Consider the following 20,899-nt stretch of genomic DNA (forward strand, 5'->3'; position numbering starts at 1 on the left):
ACGAAAGCAGGTATGCCTGAAAGTGTGCGTATTGCCTGAAAACACAACCCGCTACGGGGGAGACTTACCCGAAATCTGATTTATTCAACAAAGCCCCGGTGAATACCCCGCCGCTGACATTGTCGCGATCAAAATCATAATTCGGCGCTTTGCCGGCACTGTGACTGCTGGCATCAAAATAGTGCGACCAGCCAAATTTAGCGCCGCCATACCAGGTTCCCACATCAGCAGCGGCGAAAGCGGTTGATGCGTTACATGTATTTAAAATGATCAGTGCGATGAGCGTCTTTTTCATTATAGATCCTGTTATTCATCATCCTGGATAATAGAAGCCAGATGTATAGGAATTGGAAACAGGTCTACAATATCTATATTTTTTGATGAGGGTGATATTTTAGTTGTTTAAATTTAAATTATAGATTCGGGCGCTGAGGGGGATATTTGATATGGCCGGGTGGACGGCCATTAGAAATTTTCTGGTAATAGTTTTATTTCTACTAAATATCCACCACGGACAAAATCAATATATTCACCTTTTTTAAGGGCCGACAACACATTGAGAATACTACTGCGTGATAAATGTGTCCGGGCCTGGATATAGTCAAGAATTGTCATCTTCCTGCGGGTGTCTTCCGGCAGCAGCATCATATCCAGCAGGTGGTTGCGGATTACTGCGTAGGTTCGTTGCTGTAACACCAGCGTATCCCGGTAGCTCATATAAGCCGTGTGATAGGCCAGTACCTGGGTCGCGGACATCCACAGATTTTTAGCGGTGAAAATATCAGCGGCGCGCTCGGCATCAATACGCCATAACTCGGAAGGGGCCTCTGCCCGCAAAATATGCGCCCGCAGGGGCTGGAATATTTCAGCCACCCCGAAAACATGCGGTTCATGGACTGTCACAGTAACTAGCCGATCTGATGATCGCAGCAGTGATAATGCGCCTTGTTTAAATAAATATAGCTGGGTCTTATTTTTATAATCCCAGAGGATATTCTTACGGGGGACAACATTTACAGGTTCAGCATCAGGCGACAGTGCACTGATTAGCTGCTCCATAATGTCCGCCGGACGTTCTGGTGGGGTACTGTGCATAAGATCCTCGTGAATAAGCAACTGATATACTGAGGTATAAATATAGCCTGAACCAATAAATATAACTGCAAATCGCACGGAATGGCTATTCGCAGGGATATAACACAGGGCGGGGATCAAAAAGGCCCGGCGGGTGCCGGGCCAGTAACGCGGATTATTTCTCTTTGTTGTCCAGGCCTTCTACCTGGGGCAGACCCGTCGCGGTGGACGCAGACAGCAGCCCTGTTTTGGCGTAGACATTAAACAGCTTATCGCGGGTATCGGTGATATCCAGGTTACGCATGGTCAACTGGCCGATACGATCATCCGGCGAGAATACCGAATCGCCTTTCTCCATGGTCAGGCGTTCAGCCTGATAGGTCAGATTGTCAGACACGGTGTTCAGGATTGAATAGTCATTACCGCGACGCAACTCCAGCGTCACTTCACCGGTAATGGCACTGGCCACCCAGCGCTGTAAAGAGTCACGCAGCATCAGTGCCTGGGAATCAAACCAGCGGCCCTGATAGAGCAGGCGCCCCAGTTGACGGCCCATGGCGTGGTACTGTTCGATGGTGTCCTCGTTATGGATACCGGTCAGCAGACGCTCATAGGCAATGTGCAGCAGCGCCATCCCCGGGGCTTCGTAAATACCGCGGCTTTTGGCTTCGATGATCCGGTTTTCAATCTGGTCGCTCATGCCCAGACCGTGGCGCCCGCCAATGCGGTTAGCTTCCAGCATCAGTTCGACATCGTCGCTGAAGGTTTTGCCGTTCAGCGCCACCGGGTGGCCCTGCTCGAAACGTACGGTGACCGCTTCCGCGGCAATTTTTACGTTTTCATCCCAGAACTTCACGCCCATGATCGGGTTAACTATCTTGACGCTGGAATTGAGGAACTCAAGGTCTTTTGCTTCGTGGGTGGCACCCAGCATATTCGAGTCGGTGGAGTAGGCCTTTTCGACTGACATTTTGTAGTCGAAGCCGCAGGCAATCATAAACTCTGACATTTCCTGGCGGCCGCCCAGCTCGTCGATAAAGTCGGTGTCCAGCCACGGTTTGTAAATTTTCAGCTCAGCGTTAGTCAGCAGACCATAACGATAAAAACGTTCGATATCGTTGCCTTTATAGGTGCTGCCGTCGCCCCAGATGTTAACGCCGTCTTCTTTCATGGCGGCAACCAGCATGGTACCGGTAACCGCACGGCCCAGCGGTGTGGTGTTGAAATAGGTCAGCCCGCCGGTGGTATTGTGAAAAGCACCGCACTGAATAGCGGCAATACCTTCGGCAACCAGCTGTTTACGGCAATCGATCAGGCGGGCATTTTCTGCACCGTACTCCATGGCGCGGCGGGGGATCGCGTCATAGTCGTCCTCATCCGGCTGCCCCAGATTCGCTGTATATGCATAAGGGACGGCGCCTTTTTTTCGCATCCACAGCAGCGCGGCGCTGGTATCCAGACCGCCAGAAAATGCGATGCCAATACGTTGACCAACCGGAAGATGCTTAAGAATCGTCGTCATAAAATAAAACCCTGCCTGATTGACTAATATAGAGTGAGTGCTTTCTGCTCGTATTGCATGATTATGCAAAATAAGTGAGTTTTCATTTAAGCATCTTTTGCAGGTGACCGGAAGCATTTGCGCAATTTTTTGTAAAATTGTCCGCACGTATTGTTGCTGAGTATCCCGGCGCGCAATATGGGGTGAGGGCAGTGGTTGACAGCATGCGATAGCTAACACTATACTACAGGCCGATTTTACGTCCCGTCCTCGGTACCAAATCCCAGCATTATTTGCATTTTTTACTCAATACGAGTAAAATCTGCCACGTTTCGGACGCGGGGTGGAGCAGCCTGGTAGCTCGTCGGGCTCATAACCCGAAGGTCGTCGGTTCAAATCCGGCCCCCGCAACCACTTTCCCTTGGTGTTCTTTTTCAAATATACTAGTAAATAGTATGTCATCGCCCGGCGATGTATTTGGAAGAAAATTCACCGGAAGGTGCTCTGGCCGCGCGTTGCGGCATATAGGTTCAGTTATATAAAACCTCGATTTTTCGGGGTTTTTTGTTATCTGGCAGTAATATAACTGGGCTTTACGCCCTTTTTTTATGTCCTGGAGGTGGCGTTGTCCACATTAGAACAAAAGTTAACAGAGATGATTACGGCACCGGTCGAGGCACTGGGCTTTGAGCTTGTCGGCATCGAATTCGTTCGGGGTCGCACATCCACGCTGCGCATCTATATTGATAGTGAAGATGGCATCACTGTTGATAATTGTGCTGATGTCAGCCACCAGGTGAGCGCCGTGATGGATGTTGAAGATCCGATCACCGTGGCTTACAACCTGGAAGTCTCCTCACCTGGCCTCGATCGTCCCTTGTTTACCGCAGAGCATTACATCCGTTTCTTGGGTGAGGAAGTGACCCTCGTATTGCGTATGGCGGTACAGAACCGTCGCAAATGGCAGGGCATTATCAAGGCCGTAGACGGCGAGATGATTACAGTCACGGTCGAAGGCAAAGATGAAGTGTTCGCGCTGAGCAATGTCCAGAAAGCGAACCTGGTTCCCCACTTTTAACAGTCTGGATTGAGGCGAAGCCCAGGATGAACAAAGAAATTTTGGCTGTTGTTGAAGCTGTTTCTAACGAAAAAGCCGTTCCGCGTGAAAAGATTTTCGAAGCGCTCGAAACCGCTCTGGCTACAGCAACCAAGAAAAAATATGAGCAAGAGATCGATGTCCGCGTGGCTATCGATCGCAAAAGTGGTGATTTTGACACCTTCCGTCGTTGGTTAGTGGTTGAAGAAGTGACCCAGCCGACCCGTGAAATCACCTTAGATGCGGCACAGTTTGAAGATCCGTCACTGAACGCTGGCGACTACGTTGAAGATCAGATCGAATCTGTGACTTTCGACCGTATCACCACCCAGACCGCAAAACAGGTTATCGTGCAGAAAGTACGTGAAGCCGAGCGCGCGATGGTGGTTGATCAGTTCCGCGAACATGAAGGTGAGATAATCACCGGTGTAGTGAAAAAAGTTAACCGCGACAATATCACCCTTGATCTGGGAAGCAACGCGGAAGCCGTTATTCTGCGTGAAGATATGCTGCCGCGCGAAAACTTCCGCCCGGGTGACCGTATTCGCGGCGTGCTGTATGCCGTGCGTCCGGAAGCACGTGGTGCTCAGCTGTTTGTGACCCGTTCCAAACCGGAAATGCTGATTGAGCTGTTCCGCATTGAAGTGCCGGAAATTGGCGAAGAAGTGATTGAGATTAAAGCCGCAGCCCGTGATCCTGGGTCGCGCGCTAAAATCGCCGTGAAGACCAACGACAAACGCATCGACCCGGTTGGTGCTTGTGTTGGGATGCGCGGTGCCCGCGTTCAGGCCGTCTCTACCGAACTGGGTGGCGAGCGTATTGATATCGTGCTGTGGGATGACAATCCGGCACAGTTCGTTATCAACGCTATGGCCCCGGCAGACGTTGCCTCTATCGTGGTTGATGAAGATAAACACACCATGGATATCGCTGTTGAAGCCGGAAACCTGGCTCAGGCGATTGGTCGTAATGGTCAGAACGTGCGTCTGGCCTCTCAGCTGAGCGGTTGGGAACTCAACGTGATGACCGTTGATGACCTGCAGGCGAAGCATCAGGCGGAAGCCCACGCAGCGATTGAAACCTTTACCAAACACCTTGGCATTGACGAAGAATTCGCCACTGTCCTGGTTGAAGAAGGTTTCTCCTCCCTTGAAGAACTGGCCTACGTGCCAATGAACGAGCTGCTGGAAGTGGACGGCCTTGATGAGCCAACCGTTGAAGCGTTACGCGAGCGCGCTAAAAATGCGCTCACCACGCTGGCATTAGCCGAAGAAGAGAGCCTCGGTGATAACAAACCGCAGGACGATCTGTTGAACCTCGAAGGTATGGATCGCCCGCTGGCCCTTAAACTGGCTGCCCGTGGTGTATGCTCACTGGAAGATCTCGCCGAACAGGGCGTAGATGACCTATCTGATATTGAAGGGCTTTCCTCTGAGAAAGCGGCCGAACTGATTATGGCTGCCCGTAATATCTGCTGGTTCAGTGACGAGGCGTAATAAACTGTAGCAGGAAGGAACAGCATGACAGATGTAACCGTAAAATCACTGGCTGCAGAGATCCAGACTTCCGTGGACCGCCTGGTACAGCAGTTTGCTGACGCTGGCATCCAGAAGTCAGTGGATGACTCTGTAACCGCACAAGAGAAGCAGACTTTACTGGCGCACCTGAATCGCGAACACCACTCAGGGCCGGATAAGTTGACTTTACAGCGCAAAACGCGCAGTACTTTAAGCATTCCGGGTACCGGCGGGAAGAGTAAGTCGGTACAAATTGAAGTCCGCAAAAAACGCACCTTTGTAAAACGTGATCCGCAAGAAGCTGAACGTCTTGCCGCGGAAGAACAAGCGAAGCGTGAAGCGGAAGAGAAGGCCCAGCGTGAAGCAGAGGAAACTGCTAAACGTCAGGCGCAAGAAAAAGCGCAACGTGAAGCTGAAGAACAGGCAAAACGTGAAGCCGCTGAAAAAGCAAAACGTGAAGCTGCGGAAAAAGACAAAGTGAGCAATAAACAATCTGACGAAGTAAACCAGAGCGCCAACAACAATGAAAAGGCGCGTCGCGAAGCAGAAGCAGCAGAGCTGAAACGTAAATCGGAAGAAGAAGCTCGTCGCAAACTGGAAGAAGAAGCCCGCCGCGTTGCTGAAGAAGCCCGCCGCATGGCCGAAGCAAACTCCGCGACCTGGACTGAAACCCCTGAACCTGCGGTTGAAGAGTCTGGCGACTACCACGTCACCACCTCTCAGCACGCCCGTCAGGCAGAAGACGACAACGACCGTGAAGTGGAAGGCGGACGTAGCCGTACCCGTAACACCAAAGCGCCGCGTCCGAAGAAAGGCAACAAGCACTCTGAGTCCAAAGCCGATCGCGAAGAAGCCCGCGCCGCAGTACGCGGTGGTAAAGGCGGCAAACGTAAAGGTAGCGCACTGCAACAGGGCTTCCAGAAGCCTGCGCAGGCCGTTAACCGTGACGTGATTATCGGTGAAACCATCACCGTTGCCGAACTGGCCAACAAAATGGCGGTGAAAGGCTCCCAGGTCATCAAAGCGATGATGAAAATGGGCGCCATGGCCACCATTAACCAGGTTATCGATCAGGAAACCGCGCAGCTGGTTGCTGAAGAACTGGGCCACAAAGTTATCCTGCGTCGTGAAAACGAACTGGAAGAAGCGTTAATGAGCGACCGCGATATGGGTGCTCAGGCTGAACCGCGTGCGCCGGTTGTGACCATCATGGGTCACGTTGACCACGGTAAAACCTCGCTGCTGGACTACATTCGCTCAACGAAAGTGGCCTCTGGCGAAGCGGGTGGTATTACCCAGCATATCGGTGCGTACCACGTACAGACCGATAACGGCATGATCACCTTCCTGGATACCCCGGGGCACGCCGCGTTTACCGCCATGCGTGCACGTGGTGCTCAGGCAACGGACATCGTGGTTCTGGTTGTTGCGGCGGACGACGGCGTGATGCCGCAGACCATCGAAGCTATCCAGCACGCCAAAGCGGCCAAAGTGCCGGTTGTGGTTGCGGTGAACAAGATTGATAAACCTGAAGCCGATCCGGATCGCGTTAAAAACGAACTGGCACAGTACGGCATCATCCCGGAAGAGTGGGGCGGCGAAAGCCAGTTTGTCCACGTTTCCGCGAAAGCCGGTACCGGTATCGACGAACTGCTGGATGCTATCCTGCTGCAGTCCGAAGTCCTGGAGCTGAAAGCCGTACGCAGCGGCATGGCCAGCGGCGTGGTTATCGAATCCTTCCTGGATAAAGGGCGTGGTCCGGTAGCCACTGTGCTGGTACGTGAAGGTACTCTGCATAAAGGCGACATCGTACTGTGCGGTTTCGAATACGGTCGCGTGCGTGCGATGCGTAACGAACTGAACCAGGAAGTCACCGAAGCAGGCCCGTCCATCCCGGTAGAAATCCTCGGTATGTCCGGTGTGCCGGCTGCGGGTGATGAAGTTACCGTGGTACGTGACGAGAAGAAAGCCCGTGAAGTTGCGCTGTACCGTCAGGGTAAATTCCGCGAAGTGAAACTGGCTCGCCAGCAGAAATCGAAACTGGAAAACATGTTTGCCAACATGACCGAAGGTGACGTATCTGAAGTGAACATCGTCCTGAAAGGGGATGTTCAGGGCTCTGTGGAAGCGATCACTGATTCGCTGCTGAAACTGTCTACTGACGAAGTTAAAGTGCGGATTATTGGTTCTGGTGTGGGCGGTATTACTGAAACCGACGCCACTCTGGCCGCAGCGTCTAACGCCATTCTGGTGGGCTTTAACGTCCGTGCTGATGCCTCCGCACGTCGCGTTATTGAAGCAGAAAGCCTGGATCTGCGTTACTACTCCGTCATCTATAATCTGATTGACGAAGTGAAAGCCGCCATGAGCGGGATGCTGGCTCCAGAGTACAAACAGGAAATTATCGGCCTGGCTGAAGTTCGTGATGTGTTCAAATCACCGAAATTTGGCGCTATCGCAGGTTGTATGGTTACCGAAGGCGTGGTCAAACGTCACAACCCGATCCGCGTACTGCGCGACAACGTGGTTATCTATGAAGGCGAGCTGGAGTCCCTGCGCCGCTTCAAAGATGACGTTAACGAAGTCCGCAACGGTATGGAATGTGGTATCGGCGTGAAGAACTACAACGACGTTCGCACTGGCGATATGATCGAAGTGTTCGAAGTTATCGAAATTCAGCGTACCATTGCCTGATATTAGCGAATACTGCTAATGAAAAGGGGGGCCATGTGCCCCCCTGTTAGTCTGGAGAAAATATTATGGCGAAAGAATTTGGCCGTCCGCAGCGTGTATCCCAGGAAATGCAGAAAGAAATCGCAATCATTCTGCAGCGCGAAATCAAAGATCCGCGCCTCGGGCTAATGACCACGGTGTCCGGTGTCGAAATGTCCCGGGATCTGGCGTATGCAAAAGTGTTCGTCACCTTCCTGAACGATAATGACGAAAACGCCGTTAAAAACGGCCTTAAAGCCTTGCAGGATGCGTCTGGTTATATTCGCACCCTACTGGGTAAAGCGATGCGCCTGCGCATTGTGCCTGAGCTGACCTTCTTCTACGACAACTCCCTGGTGGAAGGGATGCGGATGTCGAACCTGGTCACCAGCGTGGTGAAGCATGACGACGAACGTCGTGTAAACCCGGACGACAGCAAGGAGGACTAATGAGTCGTCCTCGTCGTCGCGGCCGCGATATCCACGGCGTGTTATTGCTGGACAAACCCCAGGGTGCGTCCAGCAATGATGTGCTGCAAAAAGTAAAACGTATTTATAACGCTAACCGGGCCGGTCATACCGGCGCGCTGGACCCGCTGGCCACCGGCATGTTGCCTATCTGCCTCGGGGAAGCGACCAAGTTTTCCCGCTATTTGCTGGACTCCGACAAGCGTTACCGGGTGATTGCCAAATTAGGCCAGCGCACCGATACCTCGGATGCCGATGGACAGATTGTGCAAGAGCGCCCGGTGAATTTCAGTGCTCAGCAGCTTGCTGAGGCGCTGGACAGTTTTCGTGGCGATACCCTGCAGGTACCGTCCATGTTTTCTGCCCTGAAATACCAGGGCCGCAAGCTGTATGAATATGCCCGTGAAGGTATTGACGTCCCCCGGGAGGCTCGCCCGATCACGGTGTATGAGCTATTGTTTATTCGCCACGACGGGGATGAACTTGAGCTGGAAATCCACTGCTCCAAAGGCACCTATATTCGCTCAATTATTGACGATTTAGGAGAAAAGCTGGGGTGCGGGGCGCATGTGATTTATCTGCGCCGTCTGGCCGTCAGTAAGTACCCGGCAGAGCGGATGGTAACCCTGGAGCAACTTAACGCTCTGGTGGCGCAGGCTCAGCAGCAGGAGATTGATCCGGCAACCTTGCTGGACCCGTTACTGATGCCGATGGACAGCCCGGCAGTGGATTTCCCGGCGGTAAATATCCCTCCGGCAACGGCGGCATATTTTAAAAATGGCCAGCCAGTGCGCGCATCTGGTGCGCCTGCTGATGGCCTGGTGCGGGTTACCGAAGGTGACCAGCACGACTTTATCGGTATGGGTGAAATCGACGATCAGGGCCGTGTAGCTCCCCGCCGTTTGGTGGTTGAGTATCCGGCGTGATGGCGGTTACCTTGCGATAAAAGACGGCGACAGGTAGAATGTCCCGGCTTTATATTGGGGTGGCTGAATTAGAGATCGGCGCCCTGTCTTATTATCTATAATTTTGGAGTCAAAAATGTCTCTAAGCGTTGAAGCTAAAGCTCAAATCGTTTCTGAGTTCGGTCGTGGTGCTAACGACAGCGGTTCTACTGAAGTTCAGGTTGCTCTGCTGACTGCACAGATCAACCACCTGCAGGGTCACTTTGCAGAGCACAAAAAAGATCACCACAGCCGTCGTGGTCTGCTGCGCATGGTTTCTCAGCGTCGTAAACTGCTGGACTACCTGAAACGTAAAGATGTTGCACGTTATACTCAGCTGATCGAGCGTCTGGGTCTGCGTCGCTAATTCTGGCGAGTTTCTGAAAAAGGGGCCTTTACAAAAGGCCCCTTTTTTCAACCAAACGGCAGCAATTTGATACAAACTCATGTATTGTTGCCAAGTATGGATCTCCGTTGCAGAGGTTCGCGCGGCTATTGAGAGCGTTTTTCTGCCCCCGGTCATGGGGCTGGAATAGGGTTGTCATTAGTCGCGAGGATGCAACGGAGAGTAGATCCCTGGTGACGCGCTCAGTAGCGCGGAGCCGATTTTTATATAAAGGAAATTTACTTTGCTGAATCCTATCGTTCGTAAATTCCAGTACGGTCAACACACTGTGACCCTGGAAACCGGGATGATGGCTCGCCAGGCTTCTGCAGCCGTGATGGTGAGCATGGACGACACTGCGGTATTCGTTACCGTTGTTGGCCAGAAAAAAGCGAAACCGGGACAAGACTTTTTCCCGCTGACGGTTAACTATCAGGAGCGTACTTACGCTGCTGGCCGTATCCCGGGTAGCTTCTTCCGCCGTGAAGGCCGCCCGAGCGAAGGCGAAACCCTGACCGCGCGTCTGATTGACCGCCCGATTCGTCCGCTGTTCCCGGAAGGGTTCGTGAACGAGGTTCAGGTTATCGCTACCGTGGTATCCGTAAACCCGCAGGTTAACCCGGACATCGTTGCGATGATCGGTGCCTCTGCTGCGCTGTCCTTGTCCGGTATTCCGTTCAACGGCCCGATCGGTTGTGCGCGCGTAGGTTACATCAACGATCAGTACGTACTGAACCCGACCGCTGACGAACTGAAGACCAGTAAACTGGATCTGGTGGTTGCCGGTACTGAAGGTGCGGTACTGATGGTGGAATCCGAAGCAGACCTGCTGAGCGAAGATCAGATGCTGGGCGCCGTGGTATTTGGCCACGACCAGCAGCAGGTTGTTATCGAAAACATCAAAGCGCTGGTTGCCGAAGCCGGTAAACCTCGCTGGGACTGGCAGCCGGAAGCCGTCAACGACGCGCTGAACGCCCGCGTTGCTGCCCTGGCCGAATCCCGTCTGAGCGATGCTTACCGCATCACTGACAAACAGGAACGTTATGCTCAGGTTGATCTGATCAAATCTGAAACTATCGCTACCCTGAAAGCAGAAGACGAAGCCCTGGACGAAAACGAACTGGGTGAAATCCTGCACGCTATCGAGAAAAACGTGGTGCGTAGCCGCGTACTGGCCGGCGAGCCGCGTATCGATGGCCGCGAAAAAGACATGATCCGTGGTCTGGACGTGCGTACTGGTGTTCTGCCGCGTACTCACGGCTCTGCACTGTTCACCCGTGGTGAAACTCAGGCGCTGGTAACGGCTACCCTGGGGACTGCCCGTGATGCACAGACCCTGGACGAACTGATGGGCGAACGTACTGATACGTTCCTGTTCCATTACAACTTCCCTCCGTACTCTGTGGGCGAAACCGGTATGGTTGGCTCCCCGAAACGTCGTGAAATCGGTCATGGTCGTCTGGCAAAACGCGGTGTTCTGGCCGTGATGCCGACCATGGAAGAATTCCCGTACACCGTACGTGTGGTGTCTGAAATCACTGAATCCAACGGCTCCTCTTCCATGGCGTCCGTATGTGGTGCTTCTCTGGCGCTGATGGATGCTGGTGTGCCGGTGAAAGCCGCTGTTGCGGGTATCGCAATGGGCCTGGTGAAAGAAGGCGACAACTTCGTTGTGCTGTCTGACATCCTGGGTGACGAAGATCACCTTGGCGATATGGACTTTAAAGTAGCCGGTTCCCGCGACGGTATCACTGCACTGCAGATGGATATCAAAATCGAAGGGATCACCCGTGAAATCATGCAGGTTGCGCTGAACCAGGCCAAAGGTGCCCGTATGCACATCCTGGGCGTGATGGAACAGGCTATCAACGCACCGCGTGGGGATATCTCCCAGTTCGCACCGCGTATCTACACCATGAAGATCAGCTCCGATAAAATTAAGGATGTGATCGGTAAAGGTGGTTCTGTGATCCGCGCCCTGACTGAAGAAACCGGCACCACTATCGAAATCGAAGATGACGGTACCATCAAGATTGCGGCGACCGACGGTGAGAAAGCAAAACATGCTATTCGCCGTATCGAAGAGATCACTGCAGAAATCGAAGTTGGCCGTATCTACAACGGTAAAGTGACCCGTATTGTCGACTTTGGCGCATTTGTTGCTATTGGCGGCGGTAAAGAAGGTCTGGTACATATTTCTCAGATCGCCGATAAACGCGTTGAGAAAGTGACCGATTACCTGCATATGGGCCAGGAAGTTCCGGTTAAAGTGCTGGAAGTGGACCGCCAGGGGCGCGTTCGTCTGAGCATGAAAGAAGCCGTAGAACAGGCTCCGGCAGCTGATGCTGCAGCTCCAGCTGCACCGGCAGCAGAGTAAGCCCAGCCGTTTCAGCTCTCCACGGTTGCCGTGGGGAGCTGTTTGTTACGGGGCTGGATGCTCTGTATTACAACCGGGGGACCAGGACGTTCATCCAATTGTTGTCTTCGGGAGTGGGAAATGAAGCCTTTTTTGCGCTGGTGTTTTGTTGCGACAGCTATTACGCTGGCCGGCTGCAGCAACAACTCTGCCTGGCGTAAGAACGAAGTCCTCGCAGTGCCATTGCAACCGACATTGCAGCAGGAAGTGATTCTGGCGCGCATGGAGCAAATTCTTGCCAGTCGGGCTTTAACCGATGACGAACGCGCACAGCTTTTATATGAGCGCGGAGTGTTGTATGATAGCCTCGGTCTACGGGCACTGGCGCGGAATGATTTTTCACAAGCGCTGGCTATCCGACCCGATATGCCTGAAGTATTCAATTACTTAGGCATTTATTTAACGCAGGCGGGCAACTTTGATGCCGCCTATGAAGCGTTTGATTCTGTACTTGAGCTTGATCCAACTTACAATTATGCGCATCTGAATCGCGGTATCGCCCTCTATTACGGTGGACGTTATCGGTTAGCGCAAGATGATCTGCTGGCGTTTTATCAAGACGATCCCAATGATCCATTCCGTAGCCTGTGGCTTTACGTTGTAGAACGTAAGCTGGACGAGAAGCAGGCGAAAGACGCTCTACGTACCCGGTTTAATAAATCGGACAAAGAGCAGTGGGGATGGAACATTGTCGAATTCTACCTGGGCGACATTAGTGAGCAATCACTGATGGAACGTCTCAAGGCGGATGCTACGGATAACACCTCGCTCGCTGAGCATCTCAGTGAAACCAACTTCTATTTAGGTAAGTACTACCTAAGTCTGGGGGATAAGGACAGCGCTTCGGCACTGTTCAAACTGGCGGTTGCTAACAACGTTCATAACTTTGTTGAGCACCGATATGCATTGTTGGAATTAGCGCTCTTGGGCCAGGAGCAAGATGACCTGGCAGAATCGGACCAGCAATAGCTGACGAACACACATCAGCCCACAGTTTTTTTACTGCCATCACCTTCGCGGGTGAGGGCGTTGTTGTTCGTTAATACACCTACTTTGAGCCGGTTCACACTTTTCAATGAAAATTGCAGATCAATTTCACGATGAGTTATGTAGACTGGCCGCCAATAATTTTGAGGCACACGTACTACATGGCTGAATTCGAAACCACTTTTTCAGATCTGGGCCTGAAGGCTCCTATCCTTGAAGCCCTTAACGATCTGGGTTACGAAAAACCATCTCCAATCCAGGCAGAGTGTATCCCACATCTGCTGAGCGGCCGCGACGTGCTGGGTATGGCCCAGACCGGTAGCGGCAAAACCGCAGCGTTCTCCTTACCGCTGCTGAATAACCTTGATCCTGAGCTGAAAGCACCGCAAATCCTGGTGCTGGCCCCGACCCGCGAACTGGCGGTTCAGGTTGCTGAAGCCATGACGGATTTCTCTAAACATATGCGTGGCGTGAACGTGGTTGCCCTGTACGGCGGCCAGCGTTATGACGTGCAGTTACGCGCCCTGCGTCAGGGGCCGCAGATTGTGGTGGGTACGCCTGGCCGTCTGCTGGATCACCTGAAACGTGGCACCCTGAATCTGTCCAGCCTGCACGGCCTGGTACTGGATGAAGCCGATGAAATGCTGCGTATGGGCTTCATCGAAGACGTTGAAACCATCATGGCGCAGATCCCGGCTGAACATCAGACCGCGCTGTTCTCTGCTACCATGCCGGAAGCGATTCGTCGCATTACCCGTCGCTTTATGCAGGACCCGCAGGAAGTACGTATCCAGTCCAGCGTGACCACTCGCCCGGACATCAGCCAGAGCTACTGGACTGCCTACGGGATGCGTAAAAACGAAGCACTGGTTCGCTTCCTGGAAGCAGAAGACTTTGATGCTGCTATCATCTTTGTGCGCACCAAAAACGCCACCCTGGAAGTGGCTGAAGCCCTGGAACGTAGCGGCTACAGCTCTGCTGCCCTGAACGGCGACATGAACCAGGCCCTGCGTGAGCAGACACTGGAACGCCTGAAAGATGGCCGCCTGGATATTCTGATCGCCACTGACGTTGCGGCCCGTGGCCTGGACGTTGAACGCATCAGCCTGGTCGTTAACTACGACATCCCGATGGATGCGGAATCTTATGTTCACCGTATCGGCCGTACTGGTCGTGCCGGTCGTGCTGGTCGCGCGCTGCTGTTTGTTGAAAACCGCGAACGCCGCCTGCTGCGTAACATTGAACGCACCATGAAACTGACCATTCCGGAAGTAGAACTGCCGAACGCAGAACTGCTGGGTAAACGCCGTCTGGAAAAATTCGCCGCCAAAGTTCAGCAGCAGCTGGAAAGCAGCGATCTGGATCAGTACCGCGCACTGCTGACTAAAATGCAGCCGGAAGCCGCAGAAGGTGAACTGGATATTGAAACCCTGGCCGCAGCACTGCTGAAAATGGCTCAGGGTGAACGTCCGCTGATCCTGCCGCCGGATGCCCCGATGCGCCCGCGTCGCGAATTCCGCGATCGCGATGACCGTCGTGATGATCGTCGCGGTGAACGTGGCGAACGCCGTGAAGGTGGCGAACGTCCGCGTCGTGAACGTCGTGACGTTGGCGATATGCAGCTGTACCGCATTGAAGTTGGCCGTGATGACGGTGTTGAAGTGCGTCATATTGTGGGCGCCATCGCCAATGAAGGCGACATCAGCAGCCGTTACATTGGTAACATCAAACTGTTTGGTACTCACTCTACCATCGAGCTGCCGAAAGGCATGCCGGGCGATGTACTGCAGCACTTCACCCGCACGCGTATTCTCAACAAACCGATGAATATGCAATTAATCGGTGATGCACAGCCGCGTCCTGACCGCGGTGCCCGCAGCTTCGGCGGTGGTGAGCGTCGTGGCGGTGAACGTCGTGAAGGCGGTCGCGGTGGCTTTGGTGGCGAACGCCGCGAAGGTGGCCGTGGTGATGGTCGTCGTTTCAGCGGTGAACGCCGTGACGGCAACCGTGCCCCGCGTCGCGATGACGCAGCGGCACCGCGCCCTGCACGTCGTTTCGGCGGTGATGCTTCCTGATTGGCGCAATTTGTGCCATTAGAAACGCACTGACCCAGTGATAAAAGTCCCGGCATCAATTGCCGGGATTTTTTTGTTCTTTTTTGTACTCGTGTACTGGTACAATAGCAACATGACAGCGCCACGGTGGCGCAACGAAGGTGAATTGGTTATGGCAACAGTGGCAACAACAACCCGCAATGCTGCCCCGTTACTGGGCGGTGTAGTGATAATCGCAGGGACCATTATCGGGGCGGGGATGTTCTCTCTGCCGGTTGTTATGTCAGGGGCGTGGTTCTTCTGGTCCCTGGCGGCGCTGGTCTTCACCTGGTTCTGTATGCTGCATTCCGGGCTGATGATCCTTGAGGCCAACCTCAATTACCGGATTGGCGCCAGCTTTGATACCATCACCAGAGATCTGCTCGGCAAAGGCTGGAACCTGGTTAACGGTATCTCGATTGCGTTCGTGCTGTATATCCTGACCTACGCCTATATTTCTGCCAGCGGCTCGATTCTGCATCACACCTTTAGCGAGATGTCCCTGTCGGTGCCGCCCCGGGTCGCCGGCGGAGGATTCGCCCTGTTGGTGGGGTTTATTGTCTGGCTGAGCACCCGAGCCGTGGGCCGTATGACCGCCATTGTACTGGGGGCGAAGGTTATCACCTTCTTCCTGACCTTTGGCAGCCTGCTGGGCCATGTTACACCGGCCACACTGCTCAATACCGCCGAGGTAAATCCCAGTTACGCCCCTTATTTGCTGATGACACTGCCGTTCTGCCTGGCGTCTTTTGGCTACCACGGTAATGTCCCCAGCCTGGTGAAATTTTACGGTAAAGATCCACGCACCATTGTGCGCTGCCTGGTGTTGGGCACTCTGATTGCCCTGGGGCTGTATGCCATATGGTTGCTGGGCACCATGGGCAATATCCCGCGCCATGACTTTATCGCCATTGCCGATAAAGGCGGCAATATTGACGTGCTGGTTCAGGCCCTGAGCGGGGTGCTGAACAGTAAGGGTCTGGAGCTGTTGCTGGTTATCTTCTCTAACTTTGCGGTGGCCAGTTCTTTCCTCGGGGTAACGCTGGGGTTGTTTGATTACCTGGCGGACCTGTTTAAATTTGATGATGCCCCGCTGGGCCGGTTTAAAACGGCGTTAATTACCTTCCTGCCGCCGGTTATTGGTGCCATGGTGTGGCCGGACGGCTTCCTGTATGCCATTGGTTATGCGGGCCTGGCGGCGACAGTCTGGGCGGCAATTGTTCCAGCCCTGCTGGCCCGAGCCTCCCGTAAGCGTTTTGGTAGCCCGCTTTTCCGGGTATGGGGCGGCAATACGATGATTATCCTGGTACTGATCTTCGGCGTCGGAAATGCGCTGATGCATATCCTTTCCAGCCTGAATCTGTTACCGGTTTATCACTGATCGCCGGTCACCGGCAGTGATACAAAGGCCATGCGGGGCATCCCGGTGGCCTTTGTGCTTTTCTGCCTCCCGATAGGGGGGCGTGGGATTATTGCGTAATGTCCCGCAGGAACCGATCGCGCTGCTGGTCGCCCGCAGGAGGAGTGGTACTGTCGGGCTCTTTAGTGGATCTATTTGATGCGCCATGCACCGGGGGAGCGGAGGATGACTGACAGCAAAACGGGCAGCGGGCATGCCGCCAGCGTGACCCCGCATGATCTGGTGTTTAAACAGTTTCTTACCCACCCGGCGACGGCCCGGGACTTTATGGAATTGCACCTTCCTCCGGCGCTCCGGGCACTCTGTGATTTCAGGACGCTGCGTCTGGAGTCCGGCAGTTTTGTGGAAGAACAACTGCGGCCTTATTTCAGCGATGTGCTCTATAGCCTGAAAACCCGTAACGGCGCCAGCGGATATATTCACGTATTGATTGAGCATCAATCCACGCCGGACAGGCATATGGCCTTTCGGTTGATGCGTTATGCAGTGGCGGCGATGAAACGCCATCTGGATGCTGGCCATAAGACGCTGCCGCTGGTGATACCGGTATTGTTTTATACCGGCAAGCGCAGCCCTTATCCCTGGTCGACCCGCTGGCTGGACGGATTTGATACACCAGACCTGGCAGAGCAACTCTACTGTGGGGATTTTCCACTGGTGGATATCACCGTCATTTCTGATGATGAGATCATGGGGCACCGCAGTATGGCTGCCCTGACATTACTGCAAAAGCATATTCACCGGCGTGATCTGATGGCCTTACTGGACCGGCTGGCGACGGTGCTTTTAAAGGAATTCACGACAGAACAGCAGTTGGCTTCACTGATAAACTACCTTGTGCAGGTTGGTGAGACCACCAATGCGAAAACCTTTGTTCATACCCTGGCACAGCGGGTGCCACAACACGGAGGCACACTGATGACAATTGCGCAGCAACTGGAACAGGAAGGGATTGATATCGGTAAACGTACGGCGCTACTCAATGTCGCCCGGGCAATGCTGGATAGCGGTTTTGATCATGAGGTCGTGATGGCAATGACCGGGCTGACTGCGGACGATATTGCCCAGCTTCTCTGCTGATACCACCACCAATGCGAAAACCTTTGTTCGTACCCTGGCACAGCGGGTGCCACAACACGGAGGCACACTGATGACAATTGCGCAGCAACTGGAACAGGAAGGGATTGATATCGGGATTGGGAAAGGAATTGAGCAAGGCATTGAGCAAGGCATTGAGCAAGGTATTGATATCGGTAAACAGACGGCACTACGCAATGTCGCCAAAGCAATGCTGGATAGCGGTTTTGAGCTTGAGGTCGTGATGACGATTACCGGGCTGACCGCAGATCAAATCAAATCGCTCTGCTGATCGCAACCCGCGACACAATACCTCAAACCATATCTCAAACAATACCCCGCAGCACCTGCTGGCGGGGTATTGTTTTATCCACACGATTGTAGGCTCAGCGGTGGGTTTACGGTGCCAGCGCATCAGCGGCCAGATTAACCCTCAGGGTACCGCTGTAGCGCCCGGCAGTTTTACTGGCTTTGGCAAAGGGCAGCACTGTCAGATCTAGCGGCGTGGGGGTGCAGATTACCGGTACCCGAAAACCGGGGAGCGTTACTGGGCGGATCAGCGCGGTATTAACCCCGGTCAGGGTTATCGGTTTTTTATTTTCCACCTGTAGCGGCTGGCCGTTGTAGCGCATTGCCACCCGGTAATCGATACGGTTACGGGGATCGGTGGCGGTACTGCCGGTTTTGACCACCGAGAACAGATCCGCCGGGCGAGTCGGGGCATTGGCAGTATCGGACAGGGTTACCTGTAGCCACGGGCTGTTGCTGTTGTAGCCGTCATACAGGGCAGGTATCGATGGTTGTGCTGCCGCTCACCTCGCCGCCTGGAGCTGTGCTCAGCGGTGTCGTGCGCAGGTTCAGATCCACTAAGGCATCGGCTGTGCCAAAGGCGGGCAGATAGATAGCCCCGTTGTTGCGGTCGGTCACGTCAAGGGTGATTTGGGCGGTCCAGTCGGCGACATGTATATTGGGTGACCACTGGCGTTGTTCGATAATTAAATTTCCTTCCCATATCCCGCCGGCGGGGATTTTTCCCAGGTCCTCTGCTGTCAGATAAATCAAGAGTTTTTTCGCTGTGGTGCCTTGCGTCGATATTCCATCCTGTATTTGCTTATATGCGCCCGTTTCGGAAGACAAAATAGAGCAAGAGACTGAAGTAACGTAACGGCAGGCCGCATTTTGGCCTTTCAGAGGGATATCAACGGTAATTTTGCTTCTCTTTTCAGTAAAGCGGAGGTTTAGGTTGCTGACCACATATCCTCCACCCCATATCCACGCACGGGAGCAGGCGCCGGTGGCAGTGTTCGTGCTTGATTTACAGCGAAACCAGTCCCTGTTACGCAATGCGGGATTATCCCGACTATACCCGTTAGCGATGTCGTTCCAGATAATATATCTGGCCGGTGGGGCACTTCTGTCATATGAGATGGTGACTGCAGTGTTCATATCTACTGGTAGTAAGGCGTCGGCACGGGCGGTGTTACTGAGCAGAAGCAGACCGCAAAGTAGCGCAGCGGCCAGGGCACACGAAATAGAAAGCCAGCGGAAATGAAAAATACGGTGAAATAGCGATAATCTATATCGACTTAAGAAATATAACCTATTGTATTTTTGGTTTATTTTATTATCACACTGCGATTCAGTGATGCTGCAAACCATATCTGTATCCTTCCTGATGAAATCCTATTCTCCATTGCCCGCGAGCCTCCCGGGCTACGCTCCGGGCGGAAAATACTGGCAGAGGTACTGGCGAATAACCGCCAGCTACCAGACCATATCCCGCCCTTAAGGCCCAACTTAATTGATCTCAGCCATTCTTAATTTATGTGAGTATTGCTTGGGAAGAGAAGGGATGGCGTACGGTCAGCGCGGGCACAGGCCGCCCTCAGGGGACGAGGGCGTCCGCTGCCAGCACAATGCGCAGCGTGCCGGAATAGTGGCCGGGATTTTTGATGCTGGGGTTAAAGGGGGCGACGGTCAACGTCAGCGGGGCGGGAATACAGGCCACCGGCTGGGGAATGCCCGGCAGCGTGACGCTGTGCACCGGTGCACGGTCGGCATTGGCTAACAGCAGCGGCCGTCCGTTCAGCACGGACTGTTGCCTGCCGCCATAGTCCAGCGCGACCCGGTAATCGATACGGTTACTGGCGCTGGCAGGGCTGTGGCCGCGATGCACCACTGAAAATGTCGCTGCGCCGCGGCCTGTGGCGGGCAATGCGTCAGACAGCGTGACACTCAGCCAGGGACTATTAGCGTTATAGCCATCATACAGGCAGGTATCAACCACCTGCTGCCCGGCAACCAGATCCCGGTGGCCCGTCGGGTGCAGCCCCAGAGTGATCAGCGGCTGCGCGGTATCCATTCCCGGCAGGTAAATCGCGCCATTATGTTTATCCGTCACTTCCAGCGTTATGTTGGCCGCCCACAGGGCAACCTGGCTGGCGGATGACCAGGCGTGCTGCTGTAGCACTAACTGTGCCTGCCAGCGGCCGCCAAAGGGCAGGCGGGCAATCTGGTCTGCCGTTAGCGTCACCGACAGTACCTTGCCGTTGTAATACTTTACCGCCAGCCCGTCTTCACAGCCCAGCAACGACACCTGATTAATCGCTGTCGTTCGGCTGACCGTCGCGCAGTGGTGGGCGGGATCGGCATAGAATGCGCTACTGGCCGTCAGTGTCAGTACCGCTGTTGCCCCGCTGTGTTGCTCGGTAAAGGTGAGTGAAATCGGCGTGGTTGTTCCCCAGCGATAAGCCCACTCCAGATCGGTCGGACAGGCGCCGTGGCGCGGATCGCGCCGGGACAGGCACACCCAGCCATCGGTGCCGTGGCGGGAGGGATCTGCATCACTGCCGCCCCGGGCCTGGGCCCATATCGACAGCGCCGCCGGAGCTGCTTTATCCGTGCGGTGCTGCAGGGTGATAGTGTTATCCTGGGCGCCGCTGTCGGCGCGGGCCCGGGGGATAAAACACAGCAGGGGAATGCCCACCACGATTAACAGGCACGCCAGAAACCGCAGGCGGCCTGGGGCTGTATGGCAGGGGGCGTAAAACAGCGTGTGGGGTGGTGCGAAGGAGTGGGCCATTGTCACCGTTACGCAAAGTAATAGTTTGATATTCTGGTTTTATTTGTTGTTATCGGTGATGGTGCCACTATTCAGGTAAACGGCAGTGAAATTAACTAATTATTACGTTTTTTTTAGTCAATAAATCA

The 20,899-nt window shown here is 53.9% G+C and carries 19 protein-coding genes and 1 tRNA gene; 14 read left to right on the plus strand and 6 right to left on the minus strand.

Going from position 1 to position 20,899, the window contains the following annotated elements; all coding sequences use genetic code 11:
* Positions 1-64: 64 nt before the first annotated feature.
* The 3 genes from F9C28_RS10250 to argG all read right to left on the minus strand — a co-directional run bounded on the left by F9C28_RS10250 (position 65) and on the right by argG (position 2,596).
* Positions 65-295, minus strand: coding sequence for a hypothetical protein (locus F9C28_RS10250; protein ID WP_199015138.1), 231 nt, complete (start codon positions 293-295; stop codon positions 65-67).
* 170 nt (positions 296-465) lie between these two features.
* Positions 466-1,095, minus strand: coding sequence for a winged helix-turn-helix transcriptional regulator (locus F9C28_RS10255; RefSeq protein WP_199015140.1), 630 nt, complete (start codon positions 1,093-1,095; stop codon positions 466-468).
* A gap of 154 nt (positions 1,096-1,249) precedes the next feature.
* Positions 1,250-2,596 carry an argininosuccinate synthase gene (argG, locus tag F9C28_RS10260; RefSeq protein ID WP_199015142.1) on the minus strand — a complete coding sequence of 449 codons (1,347 nt, stop codon included), beginning with the start codon at positions 2,594-2,596 and terminating at the stop codon, positions 1,250-1,252.
* 316 nt (positions 2,597-2,912) lie between these two features.
* Here argG and F9C28_RS10265 point away from each other — a divergent pair.
* From F9C28_RS10265 to F9C28_RS10330, 14 genes are all read left to right on the plus strand, one after another.
* A tRNA-Met gene (locus tag F9C28_RS10265) sits at positions 2,913-2,989 on the plus strand.
* Positions 2,990-3,200: 211 nt separating this feature from the next.
* On the plus strand, positions 3,201-3,653 hold the full coding sequence (gene rimP / locus F9C28_RS10270) for a ribosome maturation factor RimP (protein WP_199015144.1): 453 nt from the start codon (positions 3,201-3,203) through the stop codon (positions 3,651-3,653).
* 26 nt (positions 3,654-3,679) lie between these two features.
* A complete protein-coding gene (gene nusA, locus F9C28_RS10275; RefSeq protein ID WP_199015146.1) occupies positions 3,680-5,167 on the plus strand; it encodes a transcription termination factor NusA in 1,488 nt (495 codons plus the stop codon).
* A 24-nt stretch (positions 5,168-5,191) separates the two neighbouring features.
* Positions 5,192-7,882, plus strand: coding sequence for a translation initiation factor IF-2 (gene infB, locus F9C28_RS10280; protein WP_199015147.1), 2,691 nt, complete (start codon positions 5,192-5,194; stop codon positions 7,880-7,882).
* A gap of 65 nt (positions 7,883-7,947) precedes the next feature.
* On the plus strand, positions 7,948-8,349 hold the full coding sequence (rbfA, locus tag F9C28_RS10285; protein ID WP_199015149.1) for a 30S ribosome-binding factor RbfA: 402 nt from the start codon (positions 7,948-7,950) through the stop codon (positions 8,347-8,349).
* Complete coding sequence (gene truB / locus F9C28_RS10290) at positions 8,349-9,293, plus strand: tRNA pseudouridine(55) synthase TruB (RefSeq protein WP_199015151.1); 945 nt, start codon at positions 8,349-8,351, stop codon at positions 9,291-9,293. Before rbfA ends, truB begins: the two co-directional genes overlap by 1 nt.
* A gap of 115 nt (positions 9,294-9,408) precedes the next feature.
* On the plus strand, positions 9,409-9,678 hold the full coding sequence (rpsO, locus tag F9C28_RS10295) for a 30S ribosomal protein S15 (protein ID WP_002441973.1): 270 nt from the start codon (positions 9,409-9,411) through the stop codon (positions 9,676-9,678).
* Between the two features lie 262 nt (positions 9,679-9,940).
* Entirely contained in the window at positions 9,941-12,073 is a 2,133-nt protein-coding gene (gene pnp / locus F9C28_RS10300; RefSeq protein ID WP_199015153.1) for a polyribonucleotide nucleotidyltransferase, read from the plus strand.
* 120 nt (positions 12,074-12,193) lie between these two features.
* A complete protein-coding gene (gene nlpI, locus F9C28_RS10305; protein ID WP_199015156.1) occupies positions 12,194-13,081 on the plus strand; it encodes a lipoprotein NlpI in 888 nt (295 codons plus the stop codon).
* 106 nt (positions 13,082-13,187) lie between these two features.
* The gene (gene yrbN / locus F9C28_RS10310; RefSeq protein WP_199015265.1) at positions 13,188-13,268 is read left to right on the plus strand and encodes a protein YrbN; all 81 of its coding nucleotides are present in this window, start codon (positions 13,188-13,190) and stop codon (positions 13,266-13,268) included.
* Positions 13,261-15,174, plus strand: a complete 1,914-nt coding sequence (locus F9C28_RS10315) for a DEAD/DEAH family ATP-dependent RNA helicase (RefSeq protein WP_199015158.1) — start codon at positions 13,261-13,263, stop codon at positions 15,172-15,174. Before yrbN ends, F9C28_RS10315 begins: the two co-directional genes overlap by 8 nt.
* 151 nt (positions 15,175-15,325) lie before the next feature.
* Positions 15,326-16,573, plus strand: coding sequence for a tryptophan permease (gene mtr / locus F9C28_RS10320; RefSeq protein ID WP_199015160.1), 1,248 nt, complete (start codon positions 15,326-15,328; stop codon positions 16,571-16,573).
* 204 nt (positions 16,574-16,777) lie between these two features.
* Positions 16,778-17,692, plus strand: a complete 915-nt coding sequence (locus F9C28_RS10325; RefSeq protein WP_199015161.1) for an Rpn family recombination-promoting nuclease/putative transposase — start codon at positions 16,778-16,780, stop codon at positions 17,690-17,692.
* Between the two features lie 70 nt (positions 17,693-17,762).
* Complete coding sequence (locus F9C28_RS10330; RefSeq protein ID WP_199015163.1) at positions 17,763-17,981, plus strand: RpnC/YadD family protein; 219 nt, start codon at positions 17,763-17,765, stop codon at positions 17,979-17,981.
* A gap of 106 nt (positions 17,982-18,087) precedes the next feature.
* Here F9C28_RS10330 and F9C28_RS20120 read toward each other — a convergent pair whose 3' ends face one another.
* The 3 genes from F9C28_RS20120 to F9C28_RS10340 form a co-directional block, all read right to left on the minus strand.
* Positions 18,088-18,483 (minus strand): CfaE/CblD family pilus tip adhesin, encoded by a 396-nt coding sequence (locus F9C28_RS20120; RefSeq protein ID WP_332909411.1) that lies wholly within the window; start codon positions 18,481-18,483, stop codon positions 18,088-18,090.
* Complete coding sequence (locus tag F9C28_RS20125; RefSeq protein ID WP_233149018.1) at positions 18,467-19,348, minus strand: CfaE/CblD family pilus tip adhesin; 882 nt, start codon at positions 19,346-19,348, stop codon at positions 18,467-18,469. Before F9C28_RS20125 ends, F9C28_RS20120 begins: the two co-directional genes overlap by 17 nt.
* Before the next feature lie 226 nt (positions 19,349-19,574).
* On the minus strand, positions 19,575-20,771 hold the full coding sequence (locus tag F9C28_RS10340; RefSeq protein ID WP_199015165.1) for a CfaE/CblD family pilus tip adhesin: 1,197 nt from the start codon (positions 20,769-20,771) through the stop codon (positions 19,575-19,577).
* Between the last annotated feature and the right edge of the window lie 128 nt (positions 20,772-20,899).

Origin of the sequence: Shimwellia pseudoproteus, assembly GCF_016415625.1 — a bacterium.
Lineage (GTDB): Bacteria > Pseudomonadota > Gammaproteobacteria > Enterobacterales > Enterobacteriaceae > Shimwellia > Shimwellia pseudoproteus.

What these genes read in the sequence shown, in the direction of transcription:
- rbfA (WP_199015149.1), top strand. Translation starts at nt 7,948, where the DNA reads ATGGCGAAAGAATTTGGCCGTCCGCAGCGTGTATCCCAGGAAATGCAG.
- F9C28_RS10255 (WP_199015140.1), bottom strand. Translation starts at nt 1,095, where the DNA reads ATGCACAGTACCCCACCAGAACGTCCGGCGGACATTATGGAGCAGCTA.
- F9C28_RS10250 (WP_199015138.1), bottom strand. Translation starts at nt 295, where the DNA reads ATGAAAAAGACGCTCATCGCACTGATCATTTTAAATACATGTAACGCA.
- nusA (WP_199015146.1), top strand. Translation starts at nt 3,680, where the DNA reads ATGAACAAAGAAATTTTGGCTGTTGTTGAAGCTGTTTCTAACGAAAAA.
- rpsO (WP_002441973.1), top strand. Translation starts at nt 9,409, where the DNA reads ATGTCTCTAAGCGTTGAAGCTAAAGCTCAAATCGTTTCTGAGTTCGGT.
- mtr (WP_199015160.1), top strand. Translation starts at nt 15,326, where the DNA reads ATGGCAACAGTGGCAACAACAACCCGCAATGCTGCCCCGTTACTGGGC.
- yrbN (WP_199015265.1), top strand. Translation starts at nt 13,188, where the DNA reads ATGAAAATTGCAGATCAATTTCACGATGAGTTATGTAGACTGGCCGCC.
- F9C28_RS20125 (WP_233149018.1), bottom strand. Translation starts at nt 19,348, where the DNA reads ATGGTTTGCAGCATCACTGAATCGCAGTGTGATAATAAAATAAACCAA.
- truB (WP_199015151.1), top strand. Translation starts at nt 8,349, where the DNA reads ATGAGTCGTCCTCGTCGTCGCGGCCGCGATATCCACGGCGTGTTATTG.
- F9C28_RS10330 (WP_199015163.1), top strand. Translation starts at nt 17,763, where the DNA reads ATGACAATTGCGCAGCAACTGGAACAGGAAGGGATTGATATCGGGATT.
- F9C28_RS10315 (WP_199015158.1), top strand. Translation starts at nt 13,261, where the DNA reads ATGGCTGAATTCGAAACCACTTTTTCAGATCTGGGCCTGAAGGCTCCT.
- infB (WP_199015147.1), top strand. Translation starts at nt 5,192, where the DNA reads ATGACAGATGTAACCGTAAAATCACTGGCTGCAGAGATCCAGACTTCC.
- nlpI (WP_199015156.1), top strand. Translation starts at nt 12,194, where the DNA reads ATGAAGCCTTTTTTGCGCTGGTGTTTTGTTGCGACAGCTATTACGCTG.
- F9C28_RS10340 (WP_199015165.1), bottom strand. Translation starts at nt 20,771, where the DNA reads ATGGCCCACTCCTTCGCACCACCCCACACGCTGTTTTACGCCCCCTGC.
- argG (WP_199015142.1), bottom strand. Translation starts at nt 2,596, where the DNA reads ATGACGACGATTCTTAAGCATCTTCCGGTTGGTCAACGTATTGGCATC.
- F9C28_RS10325 (WP_199015161.1), top strand. Translation starts at nt 16,778, where the DNA reads ATGACTGACAGCAAAACGGGCAGCGGGCATGCCGCCAGCGTGACCCCG.